This is a genomic window from Mesorhizobium sp. P2_F5 (genome assembly GCF_056403715.1).
Genome location: NZ_JBFUEY010000002.1, coordinates 43,494 through 70,016 on the forward strand (window position 1 = coordinate 43,494; position 26,523 = coordinate 70,016).

The window sequence follows — 26,523 nt, forward strand, 5'->3', positions numbered from 1 at the left end:
CGAAATTGAGACAGCGGCCTTAGACGGGCAGCGATTCGTAGACGTGCAATGTCGCAAGCGTCCCGCAGTCGACCGGCACGTCGATGCCGGTGATGCCCGACGCCCGGCTTGAAGCGAGAAAACCCACGGCTTCCGCGACTTCCTTGACCTTGACCAGACGACGCATGGGCACTCGCTCAAAGCGGGTGAGCATGTAGTTCAGTGCCTCGGCGGAGACGAACTCTTCGATCATTTTTGTGTGGGTCCAGCCGGGACTGACCGAGTTGACCCTGATGTTGTGCGCAGCAAGATCCTTCGCAGCATTTTTTGTGAATCCCACAACGCCAGCCTTGGCAGCCACGTAGGACGACTGCGGTCCGTCCCAGCCATTGGCATCGATCGAAGCGATGTTGATGACGGCGCCGCCGCCGGTGTCCTTCATTCGTCGCGCGACGCGCTGCGTCATCAAGAATGTGCCGTTGAGATCAGTCCCGATCACCTCCAGCCACCTTTCGTATCGCACATCGAGAAATTCGGCCTGATCAACGATGCCGGCGTTGTTGACCAGAACATCGATCTTGCCATGTCGGGTCGCGATCTCGCTCAGCACCCGCTCGACATCGGCCTCGTCGGAAACACTGCCAAGATGGACTGAAACTGCCGGAGCTCCAACGGCTTCAACCCTTGCAACCGTCTCCTTCAAGGATTTGTCGGTCCGCCCCATGAGGGCAAGCGAGGCACCTTCGGTTGCCAGATGCTCGGCGATGCCTTGACCAATCCCCTGCCCCGCGCCAGTGACGACTGCCAGCAATCCATTCAGCATTCCCATCGTGCAACAATCCTTCGAGCTGAAACAATCGGGTCTAGAACAGAGCACCAGGCCGTACGGCAGCGGCGCGCACTGCCACCTCATCAAGCGGCGTGGCGGCAAGAAATCCTTTGGCCAATTCCATGTTTACCTCGCTATGGTGCCTGTAGCTCCAACCCGTGAGAAGCGTCGCTCGCTCGCTCATGCGCGGTTCGGCCATGGCAGCCCACGACGCCTCGCGCAGTGCATTTACGAAGCGCAGGATGCCGACACGGGCTCGCTGGCCGTCGTCAAGATCAGGGTCATAGAGCTGAAGAAAGTGCTCAGTTTCGTCCACGGTCATCTCGGCCTGGGATGTTGCTCCAGCCAGGTCAAGAGCCGTCAGCGAGTAGCCGCAGTAGTCGAAATCGACGAACTTGATCCCCTGCTCGCACATCAGGAAGTTTTGGGGAACCAGATCGCCATGGATGAAGCCCATCGGTGGATTTGAACGCACAAGCACGGCCTCCAACGCCTGAGCGGCCGTCCAACATTCATCAAAACCTTCTGGAAGCGACCCCTTGACGGCTTCGGCCCCGCGCAGGAACACGCGAACATCTTCAAAAACATCGAACCGCCGACGGCCAGGATCAGCTTTGTGCAATTTGCGCATGGCCTCGACCATTCGTGCCGCGTAAGCCTTTTCGCGGATCGCCGCCGGCCTCAGCGTTTCGCCTACGATGAACTCGGAAATGAAATCGCCGGTTGGGGAATAGGCATAAATCGACGGGGCGACGCCCAACCGCGATGCTTCGACCTGGCCGTGGATTGCATCGACCAACGCAGCATTGTTGAAGTGCTCGGCGCCGGGGTCACGAAGCTTTACGGCCCATTGCTTTCGACCGTCCGCGACCACCAGGTTTATGTTGTTTGCACCACCAGCAAGCGGATAGACCTCAAGCACCTTATCTTTGCCTATGCAGTCCCACTCTTCCAGACAGGCGACCGCCTTTTGGCGTATGGCATCAGGGACGTCATTCGAGAACTTGTAGCTATTCACCAAAAACTCCCTCTCGCGACCGGTTCCCTCGGTCTTCAGCCGCAGCCTACTCGTTGTCCGAGCCAGGAAATGCAACGCCAACAGCCTTAGTGACTTTTTGGTGGCAGCGACTATTTCGCATGTGATATTTTGACTGTCAATTCCCATCTTTTTGACAACTCTTGCCATTTTTGGATTTCGGCAGCGCCGGGCAACGCGCATGGCCTTATGCTCTGCTGGGTTTGTCCACGGATGATCGGCAGCCAAGGGTTCGACCGTGAAGACATCAAGAGCCGCGCCGTCTACGTCGCAGTCATTCTCGAAGCCTGGTCGCGCATGATCGTCGGCTACGCCATTGGCCGATCGATCGATGCGCGCTTGACGGTGGCGGCATTGAGAGCAGCGATTGAGCGGAGGACCCCGCCGCCAGGCTGCATCCACCATTCCGATCGCGGCCCCCGCCGCGCAGCTCTATCGGGAGACACTCGGTGCCAGCGGTTTGAACGGCTCGATGGGCCACAGAGGCAGTCCTTACGACAACGCCAAGGCGGAGAGCTTCATGAAGACGCTGAAGGTCGAGGCGGTCTACCCGATGGCCTTCGAAACCTTCGATGACGTCATTGATCACCTTCCCCACTTCATCGAGGACGTCTACAACACACGCAGGCTCCATTCGGCGCTTGGATATCTGAGCCCACAACAGTTCGAGGATCTACACATCCGGCAGACTGGCAAATCAGCAGCCTGATATCTGTCCACCCTCAGGGGCGCACTCCATTATGGGGTCAATTTTGCACGCCGATTCACAGCTGTCAGCCAAATGCGGGGCGATGGACCTCAAACAGGCCGGCCGCCCCCATTCCGCCGCCTACGCACATGGTCGCGACCACATACTTGGCATTGCGTCGTCGGCCCTCGATCAGGGCGTGTCCGACCAGGCGAGCCCCCGACATGCCGTAGGGGTGACCGATCGAGATGGCGCCGCCGTTGACGTTCAGCCGGTCATTAGGAATACCCAGCCGGTCGCGGCAGTACACGACTTGGACCGCAAAGGCTTCATTGAGCTCCCATAGTCCGATGTCGTCCATCGTCAGTCCATGCTGCTTGAGGAGCTTTGGCACGGCGAACACCGGCCCGATCCCCATCTCGTCGGGCGAACAGCCGGCAACGGCGATCCCACGATAGATGCCAAGCGGCTCCAATCCTCGGCGCTCGGCCTCACGCGCCTCCATGAGCACGCTGGCGGACGCGCCGTCAGAAAGCTGCGACGCATTGCCGGCTGTGATTACGTTGCCGGGATCCTTCAACCGCCGGCCTCCCGGGAACGCCGGTTTGAGGGCGGCCAGGCTTTCCAGCGATGTATCGGGGCGGTTGCCCTCGTCGCGCTCCAGCATCACCCGAACGTGCGTGGCCTCCCCGCTCGCCTTGTCGAGCTCGAGCTTGGTTGAGGTCAGCGGCACGATCTCGTCGTCGAACTTGCCGGCGGCTTGGGCCGCCGCGGTCCGTTGCTGGCTCTGCAGGGCGTATTCGTCCTGGGCTGCTCGCGAAACCTGGTAGCGGGAGGCCACGATCTCCGCGGTTTCAAGCATTCCCATATAGATGTCGTCGTGGTGCGCGACGAGCCATGGATCTTCCCAGCGATGGAGGTTCATGAACTGGTTTTGCACCAGGGAAATGGACTCCAGCCCTCCGCCCACCACTACCTGCATTCCGTCCACGACGACCTGCTTGGCCGCCACAGCGATCGCCATCATCCCCGAGGCGCATTGCCGGTCCAGCGTCATGCCGGCAACAGTCGGCGGCAGGCCGCCGCGTAACAGCGACGACCGGGCGACGTTCATGTAGGTGCTCCCCTGTTGGAGTGCCGCCCCCATCACGACGTCGTCGACGTCGACGGCATCGATCTTCGCCCGGTCGATGGCGGCCGCTATCACATGACCGCCCAATGATTGGGCTTGGGTTTCGTTGAAGGCGCCGCGGTATGCGCGACCGATCGGCGTACGCGCCGTGGAAACGATAACGGCTTCACGCATTGGCCACCTGTCCGAGCGAGAGTCCCAGGGCGTCCGATGCTAAGCGGGCAAACCTCTCTGTCTGCGCGAAGGCATTCGCCAGCGGTTGGCTGCCGGCAATATCGCTCAGCTCGGAAAATCGGCTGGCGATGTTTTCCGGGGTTCGCTCCGCCTCCGAGAAAAAGCATCCCGCCGATTCCACGATATGGGTGACTGCGAATGTGCCGCCGCCGGCACCGAGGATGACCTTGGAGGGCGACTGCTTGCTGACGAGAAAAAGGAGCCCTGGCGTGACGGCTTCCGGAGTGAGAAGAGCGATAGCCTCGGGCGAGAACAGATCTCTGGTCATCGCGGTTGCGGCGGCGGGGGCAAGGCAGTTGACCCGGCCTTCCAGGTGCAGCACGTTCATCAACCCGACCATTGCCGCCTTCGCGGCCCCGTAATTGGACTGGCCGAAATTGCCGTATATGCCAGACGACGAGGATGTCAGGACGATCCGGCCGTACTTCTGTTCGCGCATGAGCGGCCAGACCGCCTTGGTGCAATTGACGCTGCCCATCAAGTGGAGTCGCAGGACCAACTCGAAATCGGCAGGGTCCATCTTGGCGAAACTCTTGTCGCGAAGGATGCCAGCATTGTTGACGAGGATGTCAACTCGACCCCACTTTGCCATCGTCTTTTCGACCATCGCCTTTACTTCGATGAACGAGGTAACGTCAGCCGCAACACCCAGGGCTTCGCCACCGGCGGCTTCGATCTCGCCTACCACAGACTGCGTGGCAGCCGACGGTAGGCCGCCAATACCGATATCGCTCACCACCACCTTCGCGCCCCTTGCGGCCAGTCCGAGCGCGTGAGACCGCCCGAGCCCGGCAGCTGCGCCCGTCACTATGGCCACGCGGCCGTCAAATCTGATCTTCATGTCTTCTTCCATTCCCGCTAGCTAGCCATATGGAGACCGAGCCACTCTGCGCTGAGCGCAGGTCGCTCGACATTCTCGATTTCGATGGTTGCAACGTATTTTACGAGCGTGCCGCCGTCCTTGCGCTTTTCGACGGAAGCAACATCGAACCTCCCGCGGACACGCGAGCCTGTTCTGACAGGGGAGACAAACCTCACCTTGTCGAAGCCGTAGTTCACCGAGATGGCGACATCCCCGAGCTTGCCTTGGACATCCTCGAGCATCGTCGTCAGCAGGGAAAGCAGCAAGAACCCGTGCGCTATGGTGCCGCCGAACGGCGTATCGCTGGCAGCACGTTGCTCATCCAAGTGAATGAATTGATGGTCGTTCGTTACGTCGGCGAAGGCTGTGACCGAGTCCTGCCCGATCTGGATCCACCGCGAGGTGCCTAGCGCCGTACCGACCGACGTTGAGAGTTCATCGAGTGTCATGAGGTCCTTTCCCGGATAGGCGGAAGGCTGCCACGATCTCACGAGCCACTTGTGGCTGCGTAGCGGAGCCTGCAGTAGGCGTCAGCTCACCATCAGGCCGCCGTCGACGATGAAGGTTTGTCCGGTGACATAGGAGCCTGCCGGCGCCGCTAGGAATACGGCGCAGCCGGCAATCTCATCGGGTTCGCCGAGACGCCCCATCGCCGTCATCGCCTCGTATTTTGCGCGCGTCTCGCGCTCCTCCCAGAGCGCCTTCGCGAAGTCGGTGCGGATCAGGCCCGGCGCGATGCAATTGGCGCGGATGTTGTGGACGCCCAATTCGACTGCAAGGTTGCGCGCGAGTTGGATGTCTGCGGCCTTGGAAATGCTGTAGGCGCCAATTGTCGCTGAGCCCCGCAGCCCCTCGACCGACGACACGATGATGATCGAGCCGCTGCCGGCGCGCTTGAGTTCCGGAAGGGCCGCCTGGACCAGCCAGTGGTTGGACAACACATTGTTGTCTAGGGTCTTGCGGAACAGTTCGTCGCTGATCTGCGTAAGGGGCCCGAAATACGGGCTGGTGGCGGCGTTGCATACGACACAGTCGAGCCTGCCAAAACTGTCGACCGCGGTGCGCACGAGCGCAGCCAAATCCTCCTTCGAAGAGATGTTGGCTGTCGTAGCCACGGCCCGCGCCTCACCGAGGCGGGCGTTGATCTCGCTGGCGACGGTCTGGCAGGCAGCCAGCTTCCTGGACGATATGACGACACTCGCCCCAACATCCGCCATTGCCACAGCGATCGACCGCCCGATCCCCCTTGACGAGCCCGTCACGACGACAACCTTACCCGAGAGATCAAACAGCATCATTTTCCTCCACAGGGCGGCGACCTACGCATCGAGACGGCGCGCGATATTCCAACCGACTTCCGCCAGCGGGCGTGCCTTGGTTCCCATAGCCACCGCGTTGCTGCTCGAAGCGGTACCATCGAGCGCGCGCTTGGCTATTCCCTGACAAATCGCGGCGATGCGGAAGATGGCGAAGGCCAGGTAGAAGTCCCAGTGCTTCAAGGGGCCAGTCTCGGCGTGCGCCTCATACCAGGACCGGTAGATCGCTTCGTTGGGAATGCCGAGCCCAGCAAGGTCTTCGCCCGCCAGGCCGCGCAGGAGCTGCGGCGTCAGCCGCCACGCCGACATGTGGTAGGCGAAGTCGGCCGCAGGACTGCCGAGTGTCGACAATTCCCAATCAAGTACGGCAACGACCTTCGGTTCCGTCGGATGTATGATCAGGTTGTCGAGACGGAAATCTCCATGCACCAGTCGAGCGCCGTCGTCTCCCGGAACATTGGCTTCCAGGAAGCCAATGAGTTGCTCCATCGGTTCAATGTGTTCGGTTTCCGATGCGCGGTACTGCTTGGACCAGCGCGCGATCTGTCTCTGCAGGAAATTCTCCGGCCGCCCGTAGTCCGCGAGGCCGAGAGCAACGGGATCGAGTGAATGCAGCATCGCGATCGTATCATTGACCGAACGGAACAGCGTTGCGCGGTCCTCGATGGGTACTTGAGGCAAGAGCGGATCCCAAAACACCCTGCCCTCGACAAGTTCCATGACATAGAACGCAGTGCCGAGCACATGCGTGTCGCTACAATACGCGATGACCTTGGGAACAGGGAACCCGACGCGGGCAAGGGCTTCCATCACCCTGTACTCGCGGTCAATCGCGTGTGCGCTGGGAAGGGTGGCGCCGGCCGGCTTTCTTCTGAGCACGTAGGACCTCTTCCCGGTATCCACCCGGAAGGTCGGGTTGGATTGCCCACCCTCGAACTTGGTCAGCGCCAGCGTGCCCACGTCCCCGACATGGTCGGAAAACCAACGTTCGAGCCGTGGTGTATCCATCGATTCAGTTGCCGGCATGGCGCTGCAGTTCCATGCGAGCGATCTGGTTGCGGTGGACCTCGTCTGGACCGTCGGCCAGCCGCAGGACGCGAGAAATCGCATAGGCCATGGCAAGACCGAAGTCGTCACTTGTGCCGCCACCGCCATGCGCCTGGATCGCCCAGTCGATCACGCGGCAGGCCATGTTCGGCACAGCAACCTTGATCATCGCGATTTCGGTGCGGGCCGCTTTATTACCAACCCTGTCCATGGCGTGGGCGGCGTTGAAGGTCAGCAGCCGGGCCTGGTCGATGAGGATGCGCGACTCCGCGATGCGTTCCTGCGTCACCGTCTGTTCAGAAATGAGCCGTCCAAACGTGGCTCTCGACGATGTTCTGAGGCACATGCGTTCAAGTGCGCGCTCAGCAAGGCCGATCTGCCGCATGCAGTGGTGGATGCGTCCTGGGCCCAGCCGCCCCTGGGCGATCTCAAAGCCGCGCCCTTCTCCCAGCAGGATGTTGCCAACGGGCACGCGCACATTTGTAAACGTGACCTCCGAGGCCCGGTCGGGAACGCCCTCATATCCGAAGATGGGGATGGCGCGGACCACCTCGATCCCCGGCGCATCCATAGGGACGAGGATCATGGAATGCTGCCGATGCCGATTGTCGCTGCCGTCGCTTAGCCGGCCCATGAAGATAATGATTCTGCAGCGCGGGTCGGTGGCGCCGGTGGTGTACCATTTGTGGCCGTTGATCACGTAGCTGGCGCCGTCACGCACGATGGTGCTCTGGATGTTCGTCGCATCGGAAGAGGCAACGGCGGGCTCGGTCATTGCAAAACACGATCGGATCTCCCCGGCGAGGAGAGGCTTTAGCCAGGAGTCCTGCTGTTCGGACGTCCCGTAACGCGCCAGAACCTCCATATTCCCGGTATCGGGTGCGTTGCAGTTGAATATCTCTGGTGCGAGCAGCGACCGCCCCATCAGTTCGCAGAGCGGTGCGTAATCGAGATTGGTGAGCCTCGCGCCGCCCTCGTGCTCAGGCAAGAAGAGGTTCCATAGCCCCCGCTTTCGGGCTTCCGCCTTTAATTCCTCAACGACGGGATATACTTGCCAGGGACCATGATGTTTCGCCTCTGCAAAGTAGCGAGCCTCATTGGGGTAGATATGCTGCTCCATGAAGTCCGCGATCTCGGCATGGAGCTGCCGCGCGCGCTCGGAGATGTCGAACAGGAATTGGGACACTCTTTCAGCCACACTCAGCTCGTCTGGTCCAGTTTGGGCATGCTTTCCAGCACGTAGAGATTGGCCAGCAGTCCTCCGTCCACGGTTAGCCCGGTTCCAGTGATGCCGGAGGCGGCATCGGACGCAAGGAAGACAACGGCGTCGGCGACCTCCCGTCCCGTCACCACCCGGCGCATCGGCACTCTCTCGAAGTTCCCTTCCAGATAGGCACGAAGCTTCGGCGGCTTGGGAGACATTTCCGTATGCACATAGCCCGGATTGACCGCGTTGACCCGGATACCGAAGGGGGCAAGCTCTAGTGCCGCGCTGCGTACCAGTCCCATCAGGCCGGTCTTCGACACATGATAGCTGCTGTATCCGATCTCTGCGCCGTATGAGTCGATGGACGCGATGTGAACGATCGACCCACCCGATTGCTTGCGCTGCTGGAGCGCCACATGCCGTGTCGCGAGGTATGCTCCGCGCAGGTTGACGTCGAGTGTCGCGTCCCAGTCCGCCGCGGTCATCTCGATGAATGGCTTGTTTTTGGCTACGCCGGCGCTGTTGGCGAGCACGTCGATGCGCCCGCTCCTCGCGACGACAGTTTCGACCAGGCGGACAACATCCTCCTCGACGCTGACGTCACCCTGGCAGCACCAGGCATTGCCGCCCGCCGCCGCGATATGGTCCGCTTGCTGCTGGAGGCGGTCGGCACGGCGACCGAACAGCACAACCTCATAGCCTCCTTGTGCCAGTCGCTCCGTGATCGCGGCGCCGATGCCGGTAGCACCACCCGTTACGATGGCGACGTTCATGTCTTCAGACGTCATGACTACTCCTTGCGTCCCGCCGGGTCGCGATAGGCCCGCTCAAGCACGATCTGGCCATCGCGAAATTCGTCGAACAGGCTGCTTCTAATACGCTGTTGTCCAGAGCCGTCCCGGGCCGTCAGCAAAAGCTCTACTTCCGCAGCCACTCGCTGATCCTGCGCGACCAGGTTAACGATCGTAATGTCATCGATGCGCCAAGCCTTGAAGTAGCTGTCGAGGAAGCTCCGGAGACCTTGATGGCCCACGAAAGGATTGTCCGGTTCCGCCATATCGACAAGCCGGCAGTCCGCCGCAAAATGCTGAAGCACCGCCTCGATGTCGTTTGCCAGCAGAGCTGCCATCTGGCTTCTGAATATCATCTTGGTCTCCACGGTGACCCTCCATTTCCGGCCAGCATCAACCGACGAACCGTGCAGCGTTCTCGGCCGCAAAATCCGCGAACGAGATGGGCCGACGGCCGGTGACACGTTGCACCATGTCTGTCATCACCCCGTTCCGCCCTTCGGCTATATCGCTGCACAGGCCGACGATGAACTCGGCCGATGCTTCGCTACCGCCCCGCCCAAGGACACGTCTGCGGACTTCGTCGAGAGGCACTTCCGTCACCGTGATCGGCCTTTTGCAGACCGCGCCGATCATGGCGGCGACCTGCAGGCTCGTGAGCGCCTCCCCACCCGTCAAAGCGACATGGGATGGCATTGCCCGATCGCCCAACAGGGCGCCGACGGCGACCTCGGCCACATCGCGGGTGTCGATGTAACTCACAGGCTGCCTCGTCGAGGCCGTTTCGAGCTCGTCGCGCTCACGTATCTTTTGCGCGTATGAGCCCACCGTATAGTTCTGAAAGAACCAGTTCGGCCTGAGAATGGTGAAAGGGATCCCAGACCGTTCAACCGCAATCTCCGAGGCCCGCTGAGGCTCCGTGTCACTGTGCAACTCGCAGTTCAGCTCGGAGAGCATGACAACCCTCTTCAGATGCTGGTTCTCGTCGAGCAGTTCGGCAATCAGCGGCGCAGGCTCGTCGACTGGGGCTTTAACGAGAAAGAGCGCCTGGATGCCGCGCAACGCGGGGACCCATGTGGCGCGGTCGCTCCAGTCAAACCGCCTTTGGTCTACAAGAGACCGGCCCTCGACGGGAGTGCTTCGGATCCCGACCGCATGGGCATGGCCTCGATCTTGGAGAATGGACGAGATGTGGGCACCAACCTTTCCGGCTGCACCTGTAACCAGGAGATGAGATGTCATTTCGAATTCCAAACTGGCGGAAGCGTTGGCGGCGCGCGAACGCCCCGCCAGCGCAGACGACTATTCGATGAGGTAGATGGGGTCGGGAAGCTTCGTCAGTTCTTCAGGGAAGTGGTACTTCTCGAAGATGGCCTTGAGTTCACCGGAGGCGCGCAGCTTGTCCAAGCCATCGTTGATCACTTTGACCAGAGCGGCGTTGCCTTTTTTGATCGGGAAAGTGTTGAGGGCCGGCTTGATGCTCTGTTTGACGCGCTCGTCCGGCGGCGGGACCGTAACCTTGGCGTCGATGCTCATAAGCTTCAGTTGCGCAGGCGCCGACGCCGCGGCGTCGATCACGGCGTCCAGCCGTTCGTTCTTCAGATCGGTATAGACGCTCTGCTGAGATTGATACAACGTGAACGTCGAACCTATCAGCTTCTGCAGATCATCGTTCCACATGTTGCCCTGCAGCGTGCCCACGCGCTTGCCGACGAGGTCGCCGAGCGTCTTGAAACCCTCCCGCGAGACGATCGAAAGGTTGTCGACGTAAGCGGGATTGGTAACCTCCATCACCTTGGCCCGAGACTTCGACAGGTACCAATCGCCAGAGGCGACATCGGCCCGGCCACTCACCACGGACTGAATGACAGCGGCGATATCAAGGGCCATCGGGCGGGCTTCAAGACAGTTCATCTCCGCGATGCGCGTCAGGATTTCCCCATCGACGCCCACAAGCTTGCCTTCATCTATCCCAATGTAGGGAGGAGCCTGATAGGCGGCGACCGTCAGCGCGCCGTCGGAGACGGTTTGCAGTCCGGGGGTCGGCTTGCAGTTTGCGTTCTGGGCGGCGGCTATGCCGCAACTCGCCTGGACAAGCGCAAGGAACGTTCCGAGCAAGTAAAGCTTCTTCAATCGCATTTTCTCTCTCCCATTATTTGCATTGTTAAGTCGGAGTTACCCTCACTAATGCGGGTCGAGCCTGCGCTCGATGACCGCGACACCGGCGGATGCCGGGATGGCGATTGCTGCGTAGAAAATCCCCGCGAGGACGAAGACGGCGAGATATTCGAACGTCTTGCTGCCGTAGCCATAGGCCCGGCTCATGATCTCCGGCACAGTGACGACGAAAGCGAGAGACGTGGCGACGAAGACGGCAATGCCGATGCTCATGAGGGGCGGGATGGCGATGCGGATAGCCTGGGGAAGCATCACGTCTCGGAAGCTGTGCCAGCGCGACAGGCCGCACGCATCCGCGGCCTCCTTCTGGCCCTTCGGGATCGCCTCCAGGCTGGCCCTGAATACCTCGCTGCCATACGCTCCGGTTTGAAATGCCAGCGCCGCCGTTGCCGCTGCAAAGCCCCCCATGGTGATGCCTGCGTCGGGGAGGCCGTAGTAGAGAAGCTGAAGCAGAACCAACAGAGGCAATCCCCTGCCGAACTCGATCACACACAGTGCCAGCATCCGCGAGCCCTTGTGGGGCGTCATCACCCAGACAGCGAGCAGCAATGCCAGGAGATACCCGAAAAACAGCGCCACAGCTGTCAGCTTCATGCTGACCAGCAGACCGGCGAACAGGTCACCACTGGCGTTCTGGACGGTTTCGATGAAGCCATACCAATTCATGCCATCGAAAACCTTGCTCGCATGCGGCTGTCCATGTTCCGCGAGAGGTAGGCAAGCGGCAGGCTCAACAACAGATAGATGACACCTCCGAGGCTCAGAACCTCGATTGCATGCCCGGTGCGCTGGGCCTCCTGCAGTGCATTGAACGCGACCTCGGAAACACCAATGGTCGACGCGACAGCGGTGTCCTTCAGCAATCCGATCCCGTACGTGCCGGCGGGCGGAATGACGACGCGCGAAGCCTGAGGTGCAATCACATAGATGGCGCTGTCCACAGACCGGATGCCGAGCGCCTTGCAGGCGTCGAACTGACCTTTCGGGATGGCCAGCAGACCGGCACGGTAGGTTTCGGATAGGTAGGCGCCGGAGATGAGCGACAGGCCGATCAGAGCGGAGGGAAAGGCGTTCAGCGTCAAACCGAACTCCGGAAAGCCGAAGTAGATTAGGAACAGCCAGGTAATCGGGGGGATGGACCGCAGCAGATCGACCACGACGCGCGCCGTGAAGCGCGCGATGCCCAACGGAGCCATGCGGAGCAGCGTAATAGGAATCGCGAGCAAGGCGCCCAGGAGGAAGCTTAGCACTGTTAGAGCGACCGTGTACGGAATTCCGCTGACGATTGCGGTCAGGCTCTGATGTATCATCTGTCGAGCACCGCACGCAGGAACTGCCGAGTGCGTTCCTCCTGGGGATTGCGCATGATCCTGTCGGGAGGCCCCTTCTCGAGTATCTTGCCATCGACCATCACGACCACCTGATCCGACACGTCCTGCGCAAAATGCATCTCGTGAGTGACGACCATCATCGTCATGCCCTCGTTGGCGAGCTGGCGCATCACGGCCAGCACCTCCAAGCCGAGTTCCGGATCGAGAGCGGACGTAGGCTCGTCGAAGAGAATCACTTTCGGGCTCAAGGCCAAGGATCGGGCGATGGCCACGCGCTGCTGCTGGCCGCCCGAACACTGGGCCGGAAAACTCTCCAGTTTCGCGCCCACGCCCAGCCGCTCGAGCAGTTGGCGCGAGATCTCGTCAGCTTCCTGACGTGATCGTCCGAGCACACGCTCCTGAGGCAGCGAGACGTTGCGTAGTACCGAAAGATGCGGGAACAGGTTTATCGACTGGAACACCATCCCCACCTGGCCGCGGTATCGCGACAGCTGAGCCTTGGACGGCCACGCTTTACCAGCCGAGAACATGGTCTCCCCACCGAATACGATCTCCCCTCCCGTCGGCACCTCAAGCAGATTCACACATCGAAGAAGAGTGCTTTTGCCCGCGCCGCTTGGGCCGATCAGTGACACTACAGCCCCGCGCTCAATCGTCAGCGATACGTCGTGGAGAACCCGCAGCGCTCCGAACGATTTGGAGATATTCCGAAGCTCAAGCATGGGCGCGGCATGGGCCGGCTCCGTTTGACCCGCCTGGATTGGCTTGAGACTGCCTAGACTCACTCTGCCCTTGCTCCCATCGCTCGGCCTAACGCCCTCCCTCATCCTGCGGGATGGGAGCGGTCAGTCCTGCCAACTGGGGCGCACGCCCCAAAGCTTCCCCGACCGGGACGCAAGGACCCGGCATGCGCTTAGGCCACCCTTAGTCGCGCTTGCGCGTTCGGGTCGCTTCTCGTTTTTTGATCGCTGTGTTGGCCGGCATGGCTTTGACGGCCACCGGTTCGCGTCCGCGCAACATATCGAGCACGAAATCGGCATAAACCTGAGCGATATGCTCAGAACTTTGCGCTCCGTCCTTCGCGTACCACTTGGAGACCGAGGTGCACATCTCAATGGCCGCAAAGCTGGCAAGCTTGACATCGGCGACATGAAACTTTCCTTGCGCAACACCCTCCGAGATCGTGTCTCTCCACAGAGCGGCATACTGGTCGCGCAAGGCCACTATCTCATCGCGATTTTCGCCAGCCAGGGAGCGAACCTCGTTTTCGGTGACGAGGGCCTCCAGCTTGCGATCCGCCGTCAGCCGTACATGGCTGATGGCCAGCGCTTTGATGCGGGCCTCCGGCGTATCGGCGCTTTCGAACGCGGCACGCGAGACCTCGAACTGGTCCTGCATCGAGTCGTACATGAGCTCGAACAGAAGGTCCTGCTTGGAATTCAAGTAGTGGTACATTGCAGCTGAAGACAGCCCGGTTCGCCGCGCAATCTCCCTGATCCCGGTGGCCGCATAGCCAAGCTCTGCAAAAAGGGCGATGGCAGCCTCCCGCAATTCCGCCGGGAGAGGCGGGCGTATCTTTTTCGCAGTGGTCTGAAATCTCGCCATCGCATCCTTCTTTCTATCGAACGATCGATTAGCTACCAATAATTGATCGATCGATCGGTTGTCAATCAGCAAATTCGCTTTGCAAGGTGACTTCGCCTGTTTTTAACGCCAGAATGGCCGCTTCCGCTGACTTCACCGCCTGCCGACATGCCCAACGAGCCAAGCGAAAGGCGCTGAACAAGCGTCTAGGATTGCGCCGCGAGCTTCAGCGTTCGGTGGAGAGCGGTCGCACATCTTCCGAACATCACGATGCGTAGTCCGGCGACGACAGATCCAGACGCCGCTTCATCTCGTCGAAATGCGCGAACGCGTAGTCGCGCCCGTCCTCCTGCCAGCCGATCGCCGTCTTTTCGGCCACCGCATCGGAGAGAACATTGAGTGGCTCGCCCATGGAAAGTGCAAGCACCATGGTCTGGCATGCGCGCTCCAGGTGGTACATGCAGTCATAGGCTTCAGCGATGGTCTGCGCTGCGACGAGGACACCGTGGTTGCCCATCATCATTACGGAACGGTTGCCGAGCACCCGTGCAAGGCGTTCCCCTTCGGCAAGGCTGTTTGCCAATCCCTCGTAGTTGTTGTCGATGGCGAGGCGATTGAAGAACCGCGCCGTCGTTTGGTCGATAGGCCTGATCTCTGGTCGTGCCAGCGTTGCGACGGCCGTCGCATAGGGAGGGTGCAGATGCATGATGCAGCGTGCATGCGGCGCCCGCGCATGCAATCTGCCGTGGATGCACCAGGCGGTTATGTCCGGAGCGTCAGGACGCTCCATCGTGGAATCGTCTTCGCTGTCCAGCAACAGCAAGTCGCATGCGCGCAGTCCTGCAAAATGCTTCCAGCGCGGGTTCATGATGAACTGCCTGCCATCGTTCGATACGGCGAGCGAAAAGTGGTTCCCAACACCCTCCTGCCAGTTGAGCTTGTCCGCAAGGCGGAACGCCGCAGCGAGGTCAACGCGTTGTTGCCAGTGCTCGATATCGCCCTGGCTGGCCGGTGAACGTGTGGCAGTCCTGCTCATGTGAGTACCTCCAGACATCGTTGGCAAATTTACCGCCACATGGCGTGTAACGAGCTACTCCGGAACCAACATTGGCTTGCGAACATCGGCGTCAGGCATTCCCAGACTTCTCCGCGTCGAAGATCTCACCGGTCAGGTCGATCTGTCTGACCTTGTGGCGTTCCACGCGCTGGCTTGCCGTACGCGGGAGCTCTCCGATCCAGACATAGCGGGGAACCATGAACTTCGGCAGTTTCGCGCGCCCCCAGTCGAGAAGGTCCAAAGGACGGACGACGGCACCTTCGACGGGCTCGACCGCGAGCAGGATCTCCTCATCGCCCAATTCTGACGGCACCCCAACCACAGCAGCAAGCTGCACCTGAGGATGGGTGGCGAAAACGCCCTCGACATGAAAGCAGCTGACGTTCTCTCCGCGCCGCCGGACCACATGGCCAAGCCGCTCGATGAAGTAGAAAAAGCCGTCAGCGTCGCGTTTGACGAGGTCACGGGTTGCAAACCATTCGCCGACAAATGCCTCTCGGGTCTGTTCGACATCCCGCCAGTATCCGCGGAAGAGGCCATGCGGGTGACGGGATCTCAGTAGCAATTGACCCGAGACATCCGCCGGAACTTCCTCGCCAGCTTCATCCACGACTTTGGCGTCGAAATAGGCCGATGGACGGCCTATCGAGCCGTGCCGTTCGTCGGCAAGCGTCTGATAGATGGGCTGACAACACTCCGTCAGCCCATAGCCCTCCAGTACCTTGCAAGCGAAACGGCGTTCAAACTGCTCGATGTCATCCACCCGGACACCGCCACCAAGGCAGGCTCGCAGCTGATTGTCAGCGGGCCTGTTTCCGGGCGAGCGCAGAAGGATCGCGATAATCGCCCCGACATAGTCGAAGACGGTCGCTCCGACCTCGCTTGAACGCTGCCAGAAGGTGGATGCCGAGAACTTCTTTTCAAAGGCGTGTGGGGTTCCGTTGACGACGCTGCCGGCAAATGCCCAGAACGCATTCACATGATAGAGCGCCGTAACGCAGAACACCCTATCCACGGGACCGAGATTGGCCATGTGCGCGAACTCCCGGCCATAAAAGGCCAGGTAGCCGTGAGACAGGATGCACCCTTTCGATTTTCCAGTGGTGCCAGAGCTGAAAATAATCAGCGCGTTCGTAACGGGAAGGGGAAGCTTGCCCGCCACCTTCCCTTGCTGTTTCGATCGTCGAAGTCCCCTGAGCGAAGTAAATCGCCGATCGGCGACCGCTGGAATAATGTCGACCAGGACAATTCGGGGTTCTGTGCGCTCGATGGCATCGTCCAGCAATTCCTGGCCCAGCCCTGGATTAAGCGGTGCCACCGTGGCCCCAAGGCGCCACGAAGCAACGATTGCCGCGAAGAGATCGACATTGTTTTCCGCGATGGTGACAACACGATCGTCCTCGCCGATGCCGAGGTCCATGAGGGCTTCGGCGGTTTCCATTACAGCCGCCCAGAATTGGCCGTATGTGCTGCTTTCGTTATCCGGACCGATCAGCATCAACGCATCAGGCCGCTCCCTGGCATGCGTCTCAAGGATGGAAACGAGAGTCTCGTCAGCTCTTGCTTGCGGCATTGTTGCTTCGCGGTTGAGTGTATTCGGGAGCACGACCTGCGCCGAAAGCAGCCATGGCTTCACGGGGATCGTGAGTAGAAGCCAGCAGATAAGCGGTCATGATCTCAATTTCCCGGCTGTCATCCAGGGACATCGATGGAAGAATGTCGAGAAGCTTCTTCTGGAACTGGAGCGCCAACGGAGATGACTTCCGCAACTTCTTGAATAGCTTCACCGCTTCCGCGCGCACGTTGCCATCCGCGGCGAGCACGCTCACCAGACCAAGTTCCTCGGCCCGCTTGGCGGGCAGTTTCTCGTTCAACAGCAGCATGCGCCTCGCCCACCCCAGACCCAGCTTGTGGGTCAACAAATAGGTAGCGCCCATTCCGACATTCCATCCGTGCTGGGTCTCGGGCAGCCAGAAGGTGGCATCCGGTGCCGCGACGATGTAGTCGCATGCGATTGCGATCTCCAGCCCTTGCCCAATGCACCAACCGTTGACCGCTGCAACGGAATTAATGTGGGGGTGCCGGAAAATCCGCGCCAACTCGGTCAGGCCACGTTCGGATGCGATCAAGTCGTACATGCCGGAATCCCGGCCGGAACTCACCGACTCGACAAGCGCCTGATAACCATCGAGCGATGCTCCCGACGAGAAGTTATCTCCCTTGCCGTGTAGCACGATCCATCGGTAACCTGAACGCGACGCCTGATCCGCGGCTTCCACGATCCCCGTCACCATGATCGGGTCCATGGCGTTCAGCGACCTTGGCGAATTAAGGCCGATGAACACGATCTCGTCTTCGACCTCGCAGATTACCTGCCCGTCGCCGTAGGACTCTTGCATATCTTTCTCCATTCAACCCAGTGAATATCCGAAATCGTAAGTAAGACTTGAGCGGTCGATGCCGAGTTGCGCGATCATGGGGGATACCGGCCGGCCGGCCGCGAGATCGGCGATACCTTCGGCAGCGACGAGCGCCGAACTGTTCCCAAACGAGAAGCCGGCGGCGACGATCAGGCCTTGAGCGGCAGGATGCCTGTCGATGATCGGGAGATTATCCGACGTGAAGGGAATGCGACCGGCCCAAGTTTCCTTGAAGCCGCTGTTGGCGAGCCCGGGAAACAGGCGCGAGAACCGCCTAAGCAGCCTGCCAAGACCGTCGGCCTCGGCTTCCCAACTGAATCCAGCCTCGTCGACCGGACCACCGAAGATGTAGGATCCATCGCTCCTCTGGGAGATCGCGTCCATCATGGATTCACCAGACTTGGTGTCCCGCCAGTCGAAAAGGTTCGGCGAATAGCTCGGGAGTTCCCTGACGATCGGCGTGTAACTCGCCAGGCAGATGGCCCCGTAGAGCACGCACTTTAGTCGAGGAGGCTGAGGCGTAGTCGCAAAAAGCTGGTTGCGCATGCTCTTGACAGGAAGTTCCAGCGGGCCAGCGGTCGTGGTGATCCTCTGCCAAGGCCCGGTCGCCCAGACCACGATCGGGGCCTCGTACCGGCCGGCATGCGTCCGGATGCCGGTTATGCGATTAGACGACACCATTACTTCCAGGACCTGATGGCCCTCGAGAATCACGGCGCCGGCTCGCCGAGCAGCGGCCACCAAAGCACGAACGACAGTGGCCGTGCCGATCTGGGCGTCATCCTTGCAAAAACTCGCTCCCTGAACATTGTCGTGGACGTCAGGCGCCAATTCGAGCACCGCCTGGCGATCGATGTATTCGACGTTCAGTCCGTCGCGCGCTCGCGCCTCAACGAACTCCTTGAGCAGCGGCACCTGCTCGGGGCTCTCCGCGAGGACGAGACCGCCGTTACGGCGGTACTCAAAATCGCCGCCCATCTCTTCATGAAAGCTGTCGAGCAACACTCTGTTCTTCCGAGCGATCTCGAGTGACAAGCCCTTGCGGCCATGCTGGAAAACAAAGCCGATATTCCGGGAAGAGGCTCCGAAGCCCAGTGCTGCCTGCTCAAAAACCGCGACCTTCAGGCCTTCGAGCGCGAGCTTCCTGGCCGCTGCCGCACCGACGATCCCTCCGCCGATGATGATCGCGTCAAATTTTGAGCCATGCGAAACGTCTACCACCGGATCGTTCCCATCGTGGGCCTGATTTCGATCGATCGATCGATCACAACTTATCGACTGTTCGATAAGTCGTCAATCGCATTTCCTCTCTGAATATGTGAGCAACACGGCGTGTTTCGTTGCGGTGAACAGGGGGATCAGAGTCGCTGACTCGTGCAAAGATCTCTCCCGCGCTAGACAGGCTGCAGAGGGCGTTCCACTGAAGACGCAGAGATGGAGGTGACGGGCCAGATTGGGCTCGTTGCAACTAGCGTCCCGTGAGGCGATCGGCGAAGGCAGCAAGGCGAGAACTGCGCTTGAGGCCACGATGCTCGCGATTGTCCGCAAGCCGGTAAAGGCGGTACATACCGTGCACGCCCAGCCAGCGAAGCGGTTCGGGCTCCCAGCGCCGAACGGCGCGATTCACCCAGGGCAGACGCGCGAGCTCCGTGTCGCGCCCAAGGACCAGATCGCGCAGTGTCCTGCCGAAAAGATTAGAGCTGGACACGCCCATCCCGACATAGCCACCGGCCCAACCGATGCCAGATTGGGGATCCAAACCGACGGTAGTGCACCAATCCCGCGGGACGGCGAGCACGCCGCACCAGGCGTGATTGATGCGCAAAGCGCTCGTCTGCGGGAGAAGCCGCACCAGCATAGCATGCAGTTGATCAATCGTAGCCTGTTGCGTCAGGCCGCGAATGTCAGTCCTCGAGCCGAAGCGGTATGGCACGCCACGGCCGCCTAGGGTGATGCAGCCCTCACGGGTGCGCTGGGCGTAGCAGTAGGTGTGAGCTTTGTCGCTAAGCAGTTCGTGTCCTTTCCAGCCGATCTCCTCCCAGAGAGCTTGCGGCAGCGGCTCCGTGACGATCTGAGCGCTGTTGAGAGGCAGCCAACTACGCTCTTGTCCCGGCAATTCAGCCGTGAACCCTTCCGTCGCGCGGATGATGATCGGGGCACGAACGGAGCCGCGGTCAGTCGTGACTTTGCCCTTTTCGATTCCCAACACCGTGGTCTGCTCGAAGATCTGCGCGCCCATACGTCGGGCAGCCACCGCGAGGCCGCGCACCAACTTGGCGGGCTGCACGCGCGCCGCGCCATGCAACACCATCGCGCCGAGCACGTTTCGCACGTTAATGCGAGCCCGCGCCGCATCTGCCCCGATCAGTTCGACCGGGGCCGAGGCATCCCATCGCCGGGCTTCCTCGTAAATCGCCTTCACGCGATGAAGCTGGGCTGCATTCGTCGCCGCGTAGATGTTATCAACGCGCAGGATATCGGCGTCGATGTTCTCGCGCTCGGCAACGGCGATTATCTCGTCGACAGTGCCGGCCATAGCGTCCTGCATCGCCAAGACCTCTCGCCGCGTCGACGTCGCGAGATATTTTTCACGTGACCACGCGAAGCCGCCAACAAGCTGGCCGCCGTTGCGGCCCGAGGCGCCGAACCCCGCGAACTCCTTCTCAAGCAGGACAACCCGGAGCGAAGGGGCCGCCTGTCTGAGGTAATAGGCGGTCCACAATCCGGTAAAGCCTGCGCCCACAATGGCTACGTCGGCTTCCATGTCACCCTGTAAAGGTGGACCCGGTGCGGGAGGGCCACCGATGTCGGCATACCAAAAAGATATGTCGCCGTTGACCTTGGCTTGCATAACATTCTCCAGAGCGTCAGTCAGGTGAAAGGCATTGGAGCCAAATACAATCATGCACAGCAGTAGTTTTGGTTCTGTCGCACGACACAAGTCGTTGCGAAGACTCAGGTTATTCAGGATTAATGGGATTGGAGCAGGGCTGTACCAGTTGTGGCAGCCCTGCTGGGTTTTACCGACGGCCGCCGCGACTAGCGCTGAAGCCAAGCGTTGAGGCGATCGGTCAGCTCAGGAAGATGCTCTTCGTAATAGGCCGTGTCTTCCGCTATCGCGTTCTTGAGGTTATCGCCCCCAACCAAGTACTGCCTAACCTCGGCGGGATAATCATCCAATGAAAGTGCCTTAATATTGGTGGCATAAGGCAAGCGGGAAACGTAGTCGATCTGCCCTCGTTTGTCGAGAATCCACATGGCGATCGCCGCCTGACCCGCCTTGCTGTTAGGAGCGCCTTTCGGAACCGCCAAGACGGCGCTGCTGTAGAGTGCTTGATTCCACGACAGGCCAATCGGCGCCTTGTCCTCCTTTATCGCACTCGCGATGCGCCCATTCCAACTAACCCCGAACTGGCATTCTCCACTGGTGAGATATTGAATTCCTTGGGCTCCACTCGTCCACCAGACTATCTGATCCTTGATAGTGTCCAGCTTCTTGAAGGCGCGATCCACGTCCAGTGGATAAAGCTGATCGGGCTTCACGCCATCGGCAAGCAACGCAGACTCCAGGGTCGCCCCAGTCTGTGCACTCTTGTACATGCAGCGTTTGCCCGGAAATTTTTCCAGATCATAAAAATCCGCCCAGCTTTGCGGCTTCGGCCCCGATTCCGGAAACGCTTCGGTATTCCAAATCATCTGGATGCTATAGTTCATGATCCTGATGCCATATTCATCGACCGCTCCGGGATCGAGTTTGTCGAGCGGCACCAATGCCGGATCCAACTTCTCCAGATATCCAGCAGCCTTCGCCCGATTGAGTTCCGACGTACCAGGAAGCTCGATCAGCGACCACGGTGGAGGGGTCCCGTTCTGCATCCAGGCATAAAATTTCGTCGGATCGGCGTAAAAATCTGAACGAAATTGGACGCCGGTGAGCTCTGTGAACCTTCTGAACAAGGTCGTATTGCGCGCCTCTGTGGTCGGGCCGCCGCTGGTGTCGTAAAACAGCACCTCCCCGCTCAATCCCCCAAAGATCTTCTCAGGAAATGTCGCCTCGGGAAACTCGGCGCTGATACTCTGAGCTACTGCGGAAGAGCCCAGGCCCGCAGAGGTAAGAACTAGAAGAGACACTAATGCCACTACGGAACTCTTTCTGGTGTACATTGCTGCTTTCCTCCCTATTATATTGATCAAATACCGACGGGATAGGCCCGAGCCGATCCATGTGCCCACGATATGTCGACGATACTTCCCTCTTCGAACTCCTCGTCACGCGAGCCATCGAGCTCGGCTTCAATCTCCACCTGACCCGCTTCGATTTTTAGTTTCAGTCGATTCCCCAAGAACGTACAGGACCGGACGACACCGCGAACAGAAGATCCCGGATCATCAGCCGGCGCCTTCACCGCATCCTGGCGCTTTACGGCAATATGCTCGGGTCTGGTTATAACGATTACTGGAGACCCTACCGAAGTCGCTTGTTCAAGAAGGACGTTTATTGTGATGCTTCCAATTGTCACACGAGCGTCTCTTCCTGATACTTGTTGCGCCACGCCTTTCATTTGGCATGTTTCACCCACGAAATTGGCCACAAACAGGCTCGCCGGGTCCCGGTAGATACCTCGGGGGCTGTCGATTTGAAGGATTCTACCCGCTTCCATCACGGCAACCCTGTCGGAGAGTAAGAATGCCTCGTCTTGATCGTGCGTTACGTAGATCGAGGTCACCTTCGTGTCGCGCTGTATGCGCTTTAGCTCCACACCCAGTTGCTGGCGGAGACGACGATCCAGAGCTCCCAGGGGCTCATCCAGCAACAACAACTTGGGCGACGGGGCCAGAGCACGCGCGATCGCAACACGCTGCTGTTGACCACCACTCAATTCACCTGGAAACCGAGAGCCCAACGACGAAAGGTGCACAAGCTCCATCATCTCTTCCGTGCGAGCCTTGAGCTGATCGCCAGGATACTTTCTTATCTTGAGGCCAAAACCTATGTTGTCTCTGACATTCAGATGCGGAAAGAGCGCGTAGTTCTGGAAGACGAAACCTATATCCCTCCTTTCAATCGGCAGGCGCGTCACATCGCGCCCGGCGATCGACACAGTTCCTTCTGTTGGCTCTGTTAGACCCGCGATAATGCGCAATAGCGTCGTCTTTCCAGAGCCGCTCGATCCCAATAGAGTGAGAAATTCGCCCTTGTTAACCTGAAGGCTGACCTCATGGAGCGCAGTGTGGTGCCCGTATCGCTTCATGACAGAGTTGACAGCCAAGGCTGCGGGGTCTGCTTTCACAGCCTGTTGATTCCTGATCGTCACGATCTAGTCCTTTGGCGTGTCATCGATCCCCTCTTCCTGCCGCGTACCAAACCCGCACGAGGACGCCGAGCATCACCAGAGCGATCAAGATCGTCGCGAGCGCGGGGACAACCGGCTCGACGCCGCTCTGAATGTACGAAAATATCAACAAGGGAAGCGTCTTATCGAAATTGGTCTGGAACAATGCGATTACCGCTTCGTCCCATGAGGCAACGAAGCTGATTACAAATGCTCCCAGCAGAGGCCCTTTGATATTCGGAATTGTAACACTCCAAAATGCGCGCGTGCGCGTGGAACCGAGTGCTCGGGCGGCCGATTCCATATCCGGATTGACACCGTCGAGCGCCGACGACAGGACAGCAAACGCAAGCGGGATCGCAACGACCGCGTGCAGCGGCACGAGTCCGGCCATCGTATCCAGAAGCCCAAGACGGGCTTCTACGTCAAACATGCCGATCGCCAGTAGAATGATTGGCACTATCAGCGGTGAGTAGACGATTGTCTGTACGACCGAACGCCCCAGACTGGAGCCAATTCCAGAGACCGCACGCGCCAAACTCAAGGCCGTCAGAGTCGAGACTATTGCTGTCAGCATACCGACTGTCAGACTCTTGCCCAGAGCGCGGATCCAATCGGGATCCTGAAAGACCTTCCAATACCAACCGAGCGTCCATCCTCTTGGTGGAAAATGGATAATGCGAGATGCGCCAAACGACGTGAAGACGGTGACAATCAAAGGAAGCAGCAAGAAGCCGATCGAAGCGATCGCAATGATCCACAACAATACTGATACGAGCGACAACCCTAGCCGTTCCGCCCCGCTGGTGCCTTTCACTCCCGCAGAGGATGCGCCCATGAGCTGAGATATTCCGACCAGCCGGACCACGAAGAAGTAGCCAAGCAGGGAGATGACGAGCAACATAACCCCAACCGCACTCGCTACGCCCCAGCGAAAGACGGAAATTTGCTGTTGGATATAAAGTGCGACAGTCATACCCTTACCGCCCCCAAGAACGGCAGGGGTAAGAAAAAAGCCAAGCGACAATACGAAAACAAGCGTGCAAGCGCTCACAATGACGGGCCTGATCAGGGGCAAAAACACGTAAAAGAAAGCTTGGCGTGGTGTAGCGCCGGTGCTTCGAGCAGCCATAATGATGGCTTGGTCTACTCGCGTCATACCGGAGTATAGAATGACGATCATGAAAGGGAGCAGGTAATTCGTCATACCGACGATCGTCGCCGTTGTGTTGAACAGCAGGTCCCAGCGGCCTATTCCCATCCACGCTAAAGCTGAGTTAATTAGCCCGTCTCGGCCTAGGATGATCGTGAAAGCGAAGAGGCGAACGAGGATCGATACCCAGAACGGCAGAAAGATCAGCGCCGTCATGATAAGGGCCGACACCCGCGAGAGCCTTGAAATCAAGTAAGCGGTAGGAAATCCCAGGATAAGGCACGATGCTGTGGTATATCCAGCTATCGCGAAGGTTCGGACTACTACTTCACGTAGAACGGGACTTGAAAACACTTCGACGTAGTTTTCAATGGTTATCCCCTCTGCTAGCCCTGGGCCATCCAGCTTCAGACTTCGAGCCACAACAAGGACGAGGGGCAATACAAAGAAAACGATCGTAAGCGCCATATACGGAGCTGCCAGCATGAGCTTCAATGCCGCAGGCGCCGAAAATCGCGCTCTGCTCAAGAAACTTCCCGAATCGAAGGTTTGCGGTGGCCCGGACACAATCCGTTTCCCTCCAATTGCATGAATCAATCCCGGAATGCCGAAGAAGCAGCTTTCCCGTTTATCGTTTCCAGCCGAATGCGAACCTGCAGGCGTGAGCGAAGCAGCGCTTGCCCAGGAAACCTGCGATGCCGGACACCTAACGACGCAATTCGGGTCTTCTCTGGCTTCTCGCATGGTGGCTCTTATGCATCCCTTGCTTACAAAGCCCGCGCCACGTTTTGCGCGAGCATCACCAGAGGTCGTCGCCGAACTGTCCAAACCATTCGTGGCCACTTCCCAGCATTGGTGGGCGGGACATATTGAGCGCTTGAGTTAGGGCATGCTCACATGGGTTGCTTGTTGACTCAATGTAAATTATGTATGCTGATAGCAGCTAGTTGACGCTCTTTGCACTAAAGGTAGCTTCGAACCTCGATGAGTGGAATTTTGGCGAGGCTCCGCCTTATGAGCCCTGACCGGCATCGCGAGTATTGCGCTAACCTTCAGTTCTGCTGCGATCATTATCGCTCCGTTTCCGAAATCTGCCGGAGGTTGAACATCAACCGGCAGCAATTTAATCGCTACCTTGGTGGGACAGCGACACCTTCGAGGCACAACCACAAGAAGATCAGTGATTTCTTTGGGCTTGAGGATGAGGAATTATTCACTGCCCATGATGCTTTCGTTGCATCGTTCAAACGACGCACGGCAGCATCCCCATCACCTTTCGCTTTCGAACGTTTGGAGCCGCTCATTCGATCGATTTCAGGGCGCCACGCGGCGGCGTTGGAAGAATACGAAGGATTCTATTTTAAGTATTTTTATAGTTTCCTTGGAAGGCCAATTATAAAGCGCGAGCTAGTGTACTGGCGCTACGAAAAAGGAATGTTTGTTTCATCGACCAAGCAACGCTATCTGGGCCAGGACGAGACGAACACGGTGTCAAACCGTTATCTGACGTTTCGCGGCGTGGTCGGAGCGTTAGACGACCGTTTGTTTGCTCTCGACTTCGATCCAAGACCTGGAAGCGAGGTTTCGATGATGCTGCTTTACCCAAAGCGTCGGGTGCTTGAGCGTCTTGACGGCATGGTGATCGGATTGGGACACAGCTGGGATCGTCCCATTACATCGGCACGACTCGTCATGGTATACTTGGGTAAGAGTATCGATGTTCGGGCAGCATTGAGAATGCTTGGCGCTTTCGATCCTGACGACGTGGCCATTCCCGCCGTGGTCAAGCGGGCCATCAAGAATGACATAGTCGCTGACGAAACGCTCTTCCGCGTTCGAAATCCACCTTAAAAGCGGACCTGGTATGCGAACATGCGCCCATCGATTATTGACCGCCTGATCGATGGGCGCCTACAGACTGCTTTCCGTTGTTTATCAGACGTCAGCCGTTCTTATGAGAGGCGGAGCATTCAGCGGGTCGCAGTGAACGAAATTTCGATTAGTTCGCCCGGCCCCAATTGGGCAACACCGATGGTTGCTCTCGCAGGCAAGTCTACGGGGTCTAGCCACTCAGCCCAGGCTTGGTTCATTTTCGGCTTTTGTGCGAAATCGGTGACGTAAATGGTTGCCGAAAGCAGCTGCCGCTTGCTGGAGCCAGCGCTGCTCAGGATTGCGTCAGCCCTTTCGAGCAGGTCCTTTGTCTGTGCGTACATATCACCGCTCGTGTTTTTGGCGGTGATGCCACCCAGATAAAGTGTGCCGCCCTTCTCTACGACATTATGCATAATTTCGGATGGGCCAATGCGCTCGATAGCCATGCTCATGATTTCCTTTTGGTTTGGGGGA

General features: G+C 59.2%; 27 protein-coding genes and 1 pseudogene. 3 read left to right on the forward strand and 25 right to left on the reverse strand.

What is annotated here, in order from left to right; translation table 11 throughout:
- Window positions 1-19 precede the first annotated feature (19 nt).
- Together AC1DYO_RS02455 and AC1DYO_RS02460 are read right to left on the reverse strand one after the other, a co-directional pair.
- A complete protein-coding gene (locus AC1DYO_RS02455) occupies window positions 20-808 on the reverse strand; it encodes an SDR family NAD(P)-dependent oxidoreductase (RefSeq protein ID WP_477259961.1) in 789 nt (262 codons plus the stop codon).
- Between the two features lie 34 nt (window positions 809-842).
- Entirely contained in the window at window positions 843-1,826 is a 984-nt protein-coding gene (locus tag AC1DYO_RS02460; protein ID WP_477259963.1) for a phosphotransferase, read from the reverse strand.
- A gap of 315 nt (window positions 1,827-2,141) precedes the next feature.
- Here AC1DYO_RS02460 and AC1DYO_RS02465 point away from each other — a divergent pair.
- Window positions 2,142-2,207: pseudogene (locus AC1DYO_RS02465) on the forward strand (hypothetical protein); the annotation flags it as partial.
- Between the two features lie 4 nt (window positions 2,208-2,211).
- Complete coding sequence (locus AC1DYO_RS02470; RefSeq protein ID WP_477259965.1) at window positions 2,212-2,553, forward strand: transposase; 342 nt, start codon at window positions 2,212-2,214, stop codon at window positions 2,551-2,553.
- A gap of 64 nt (window positions 2,554-2,617) precedes the next feature.
- Here the strand turns inward: AC1DYO_RS02470 and AC1DYO_RS02475 are convergent, their stop codons facing one another.
- From AC1DYO_RS02475 to AC1DYO_RS02580, 22 genes are all read right to left on the reverse strand, one after another.
- Window positions 2,618-3,838, reverse strand: coding sequence for an acetyl-CoA C-acyltransferase (locus tag AC1DYO_RS02475; RefSeq protein ID WP_477259967.1), 1,221 nt, complete (start codon window positions 3,836-3,838; stop codon window positions 2,618-2,620).
- The gene (locus AC1DYO_RS02480; protein WP_477259968.1) at window positions 3,831-4,739 is read right to left on the reverse strand and encodes an SDR family NAD(P)-dependent oxidoreductase; all 909 of its coding nucleotides are present in this window, start codon (window positions 4,737-4,739) and stop codon (window positions 3,831-3,833) included. The genes AC1DYO_RS02475 and AC1DYO_RS02480 overlap by 8 nt, the downstream gene beginning before the upstream one ends.
- Window positions 4,740-4,756: 17 nt before the next feature.
- Window positions 4,757-5,209 (reverse strand): MaoC family dehydratase, encoded by a 453-nt coding sequence (locus tag AC1DYO_RS02485; protein WP_477259970.1) that lies wholly within the window; start codon window positions 5,207-5,209, stop codon window positions 4,757-4,759.
- An 81-nt stretch (window positions 5,210-5,290) separates the two neighbouring features.
- Window positions 5,291-6,058 carry an SDR family NAD(P)-dependent oxidoreductase gene (locus AC1DYO_RS02490; RefSeq protein ID WP_477259972.1) on the reverse strand — a complete coding sequence of 256 codons (768 nt, stop codon included), beginning with the start codon at window positions 6,056-6,058 and terminating at the stop codon, window positions 5,291-5,293.
- A gap of 21 nt (window positions 6,059-6,079) precedes the next feature.
- On the reverse strand, window positions 6,080-7,102 hold the full coding sequence (locus tag AC1DYO_RS02495; protein ID WP_477259974.1) for a phosphotransferase family protein: 1,023 nt from the start codon (window positions 7,100-7,102) through the stop codon (window positions 6,080-6,082).
- The gene (locus AC1DYO_RS02500) at window positions 7,089-8,297 is read right to left on the reverse strand and encodes an acyl-CoA dehydrogenase family protein (protein WP_477260518.1); all 1,209 of its coding nucleotides are present in this window, start codon (window positions 8,295-8,297) and stop codon (window positions 7,089-7,091) included. The genes AC1DYO_RS02495 and AC1DYO_RS02500 overlap by 14 nt, the downstream gene beginning before the upstream one ends.
- Window positions 8,298-8,323: 26 nt before the next feature.
- Window positions 8,324-9,118 carry an SDR family NAD(P)-dependent oxidoreductase gene (locus tag AC1DYO_RS02505; protein WP_477259976.1) on the reverse strand — a complete coding sequence of 265 codons (795 nt, stop codon included), beginning with the start codon at window positions 9,116-9,118 and terminating at the stop codon, window positions 8,324-8,326.
- Between the two features lie 2 nt (window positions 9,119-9,120).
- On the reverse strand, window positions 9,121-9,489 hold the full coding sequence (locus AC1DYO_RS02510) for a nuclear transport factor 2 family protein (protein WP_477259978.1): 369 nt from the start codon (window positions 9,487-9,489) through the stop codon (window positions 9,121-9,123).
- Window positions 9,490-9,514: 25 nt separating this feature from the next.
- Entirely contained in the window at window positions 9,515-10,363 is an 849-nt protein-coding gene (locus AC1DYO_RS02515; RefSeq protein ID WP_477259980.1) for an NAD(P)H-binding protein, read from the reverse strand.
- A gap of 60 nt (window positions 10,364-10,423) precedes the next feature.
- Window positions 10,424-11,260, reverse strand: a complete 837-nt coding sequence (locus AC1DYO_RS02520) for a substrate-binding periplasmic protein (protein WP_477259982.1) — start codon at window positions 11,258-11,260, stop codon at window positions 10,424-10,426.
- A gap of 45 nt (window positions 11,261-11,305) precedes the next feature.
- Window positions 11,306-11,965 (reverse strand): ABC transporter permease subunit, encoded by a 660-nt coding sequence (locus AC1DYO_RS02525; protein ID WP_477259984.1) that lies wholly within the window; start codon window positions 11,963-11,965, stop codon window positions 11,306-11,308.
- Window positions 11,962-12,609, reverse strand: a complete 648-nt coding sequence (locus tag AC1DYO_RS02530) for an amino acid ABC transporter permease (protein ID WP_477259986.1) — start codon at window positions 12,607-12,609, stop codon at window positions 11,962-11,964. Before AC1DYO_RS02530 ends, AC1DYO_RS02525 begins: the two co-directional genes overlap by 4 nt.
- A complete protein-coding gene (locus AC1DYO_RS02535) occupies window positions 12,606-13,352 on the reverse strand; it encodes an amino acid ABC transporter ATP-binding protein (RefSeq protein ID WP_477259988.1) in 747 nt (248 codons plus the stop codon). The genes AC1DYO_RS02530 and AC1DYO_RS02535 overlap by 4 nt, the downstream gene beginning before the upstream one ends.
- A gap of 202 nt (window positions 13,353-13,554) precedes the next feature.
- Complete coding sequence (locus AC1DYO_RS02540) at window positions 13,555-14,307, reverse strand: TetR/AcrR family transcriptional regulator (protein ID WP_477259989.1); 753 nt, start codon at window positions 14,305-14,307, stop codon at window positions 13,555-13,557.
- Between the two features lie 172 nt (window positions 14,308-14,479).
- On the reverse strand, window positions 14,480-15,250 hold the full coding sequence (locus AC1DYO_RS02545; RefSeq protein ID WP_477259991.1) for a class II aldolase/adducin family protein: 771 nt from the start codon (window positions 15,248-15,250) through the stop codon (window positions 14,480-14,482).
- A 91-nt stretch (window positions 15,251-15,341) separates the two neighbouring features.
- Entirely contained in the window at window positions 15,342-16,844 is a 1,503-nt protein-coding gene (locus tag AC1DYO_RS02550; protein WP_477259993.1) for an AMP-binding protein, read from the reverse strand.
- Entirely contained in the window at window positions 16,825-17,670 is an 846-nt protein-coding gene (locus AC1DYO_RS02555) for an enoyl-CoA hydratase/isomerase family protein (RefSeq protein ID WP_477259995.1), read from the reverse strand. Before AC1DYO_RS02555 ends, AC1DYO_RS02550 begins: the two co-directional genes overlap by 20 nt.
- A 12-nt stretch (window positions 17,671-17,682) precedes the next feature.
- Window positions 17,683-18,912, reverse strand: coding sequence for an NAD(P)/FAD-dependent oxidoreductase (locus AC1DYO_RS02560; protein ID WP_477259997.1), 1,230 nt, complete (start codon window positions 18,910-18,912; stop codon window positions 17,683-17,685).
- Window positions 18,913-19,159: 247 nt separating this feature from the next.
- Entirely contained in the window at window positions 19,160-20,542 is a 1,383-nt protein-coding gene (locus AC1DYO_RS02565) for an NAD(P)/FAD-dependent oxidoreductase (RefSeq protein WP_477259999.1), read from the reverse strand.
- A gap of 188 nt (window positions 20,543-20,730) precedes the next feature.
- Window positions 20,731-21,855: an extracellular solute-binding protein gene (locus AC1DYO_RS02570; protein ID WP_477260001.1), complete on the reverse strand. Its 1,125-nt coding sequence runs from the start codon at window positions 21,853-21,855 to the stop codon at window positions 20,731-20,733.
- A 26-nt stretch (window positions 21,856-21,881) separates the two neighbouring features.
- A complete protein-coding gene (locus tag AC1DYO_RS02575) occupies window positions 21,882-23,006 on the reverse strand; it encodes an ABC transporter ATP-binding protein (RefSeq protein WP_477260003.1) in 1,125 nt (374 codons plus the stop codon).
- 19 nt (window positions 23,007-23,025) lie between these two features.
- Window positions 23,026-24,663 carry an ABC transporter permease subunit gene (locus tag AC1DYO_RS02580; protein ID WP_477260520.1) on the reverse strand — a complete coding sequence of 546 codons (1,638 nt, stop codon included), beginning with the start codon at window positions 24,661-24,663 and terminating at the stop codon, window positions 23,026-23,028.
- A gap of 615 nt (window positions 24,664-25,278) precedes the next feature.
- Here AC1DYO_RS02580 and AC1DYO_RS02585 point away from each other — a divergent pair.
- On the forward strand, window positions 25,279-26,028 hold the full coding sequence (locus AC1DYO_RS02585) for a hypothetical protein (protein ID WP_477260005.1): 750 nt from the start codon (window positions 25,279-25,281) through the stop codon (window positions 26,026-26,028).
- A 119-nt stretch (window positions 26,029-26,147) separates the two neighbouring features.
- On the opposite strand, the gene AC1DYO_RS02590 is transcribed toward AC1DYO_RS02585, so the two are convergent.
- Entirely contained in the window at window positions 26,148-26,495 is a 348-nt protein-coding gene (locus AC1DYO_RS02590; protein ID WP_477260006.1) for a RidA family protein, read from the reverse strand.
- Window positions 26,496-26,523 lie beyond the last annotated feature (28 nt).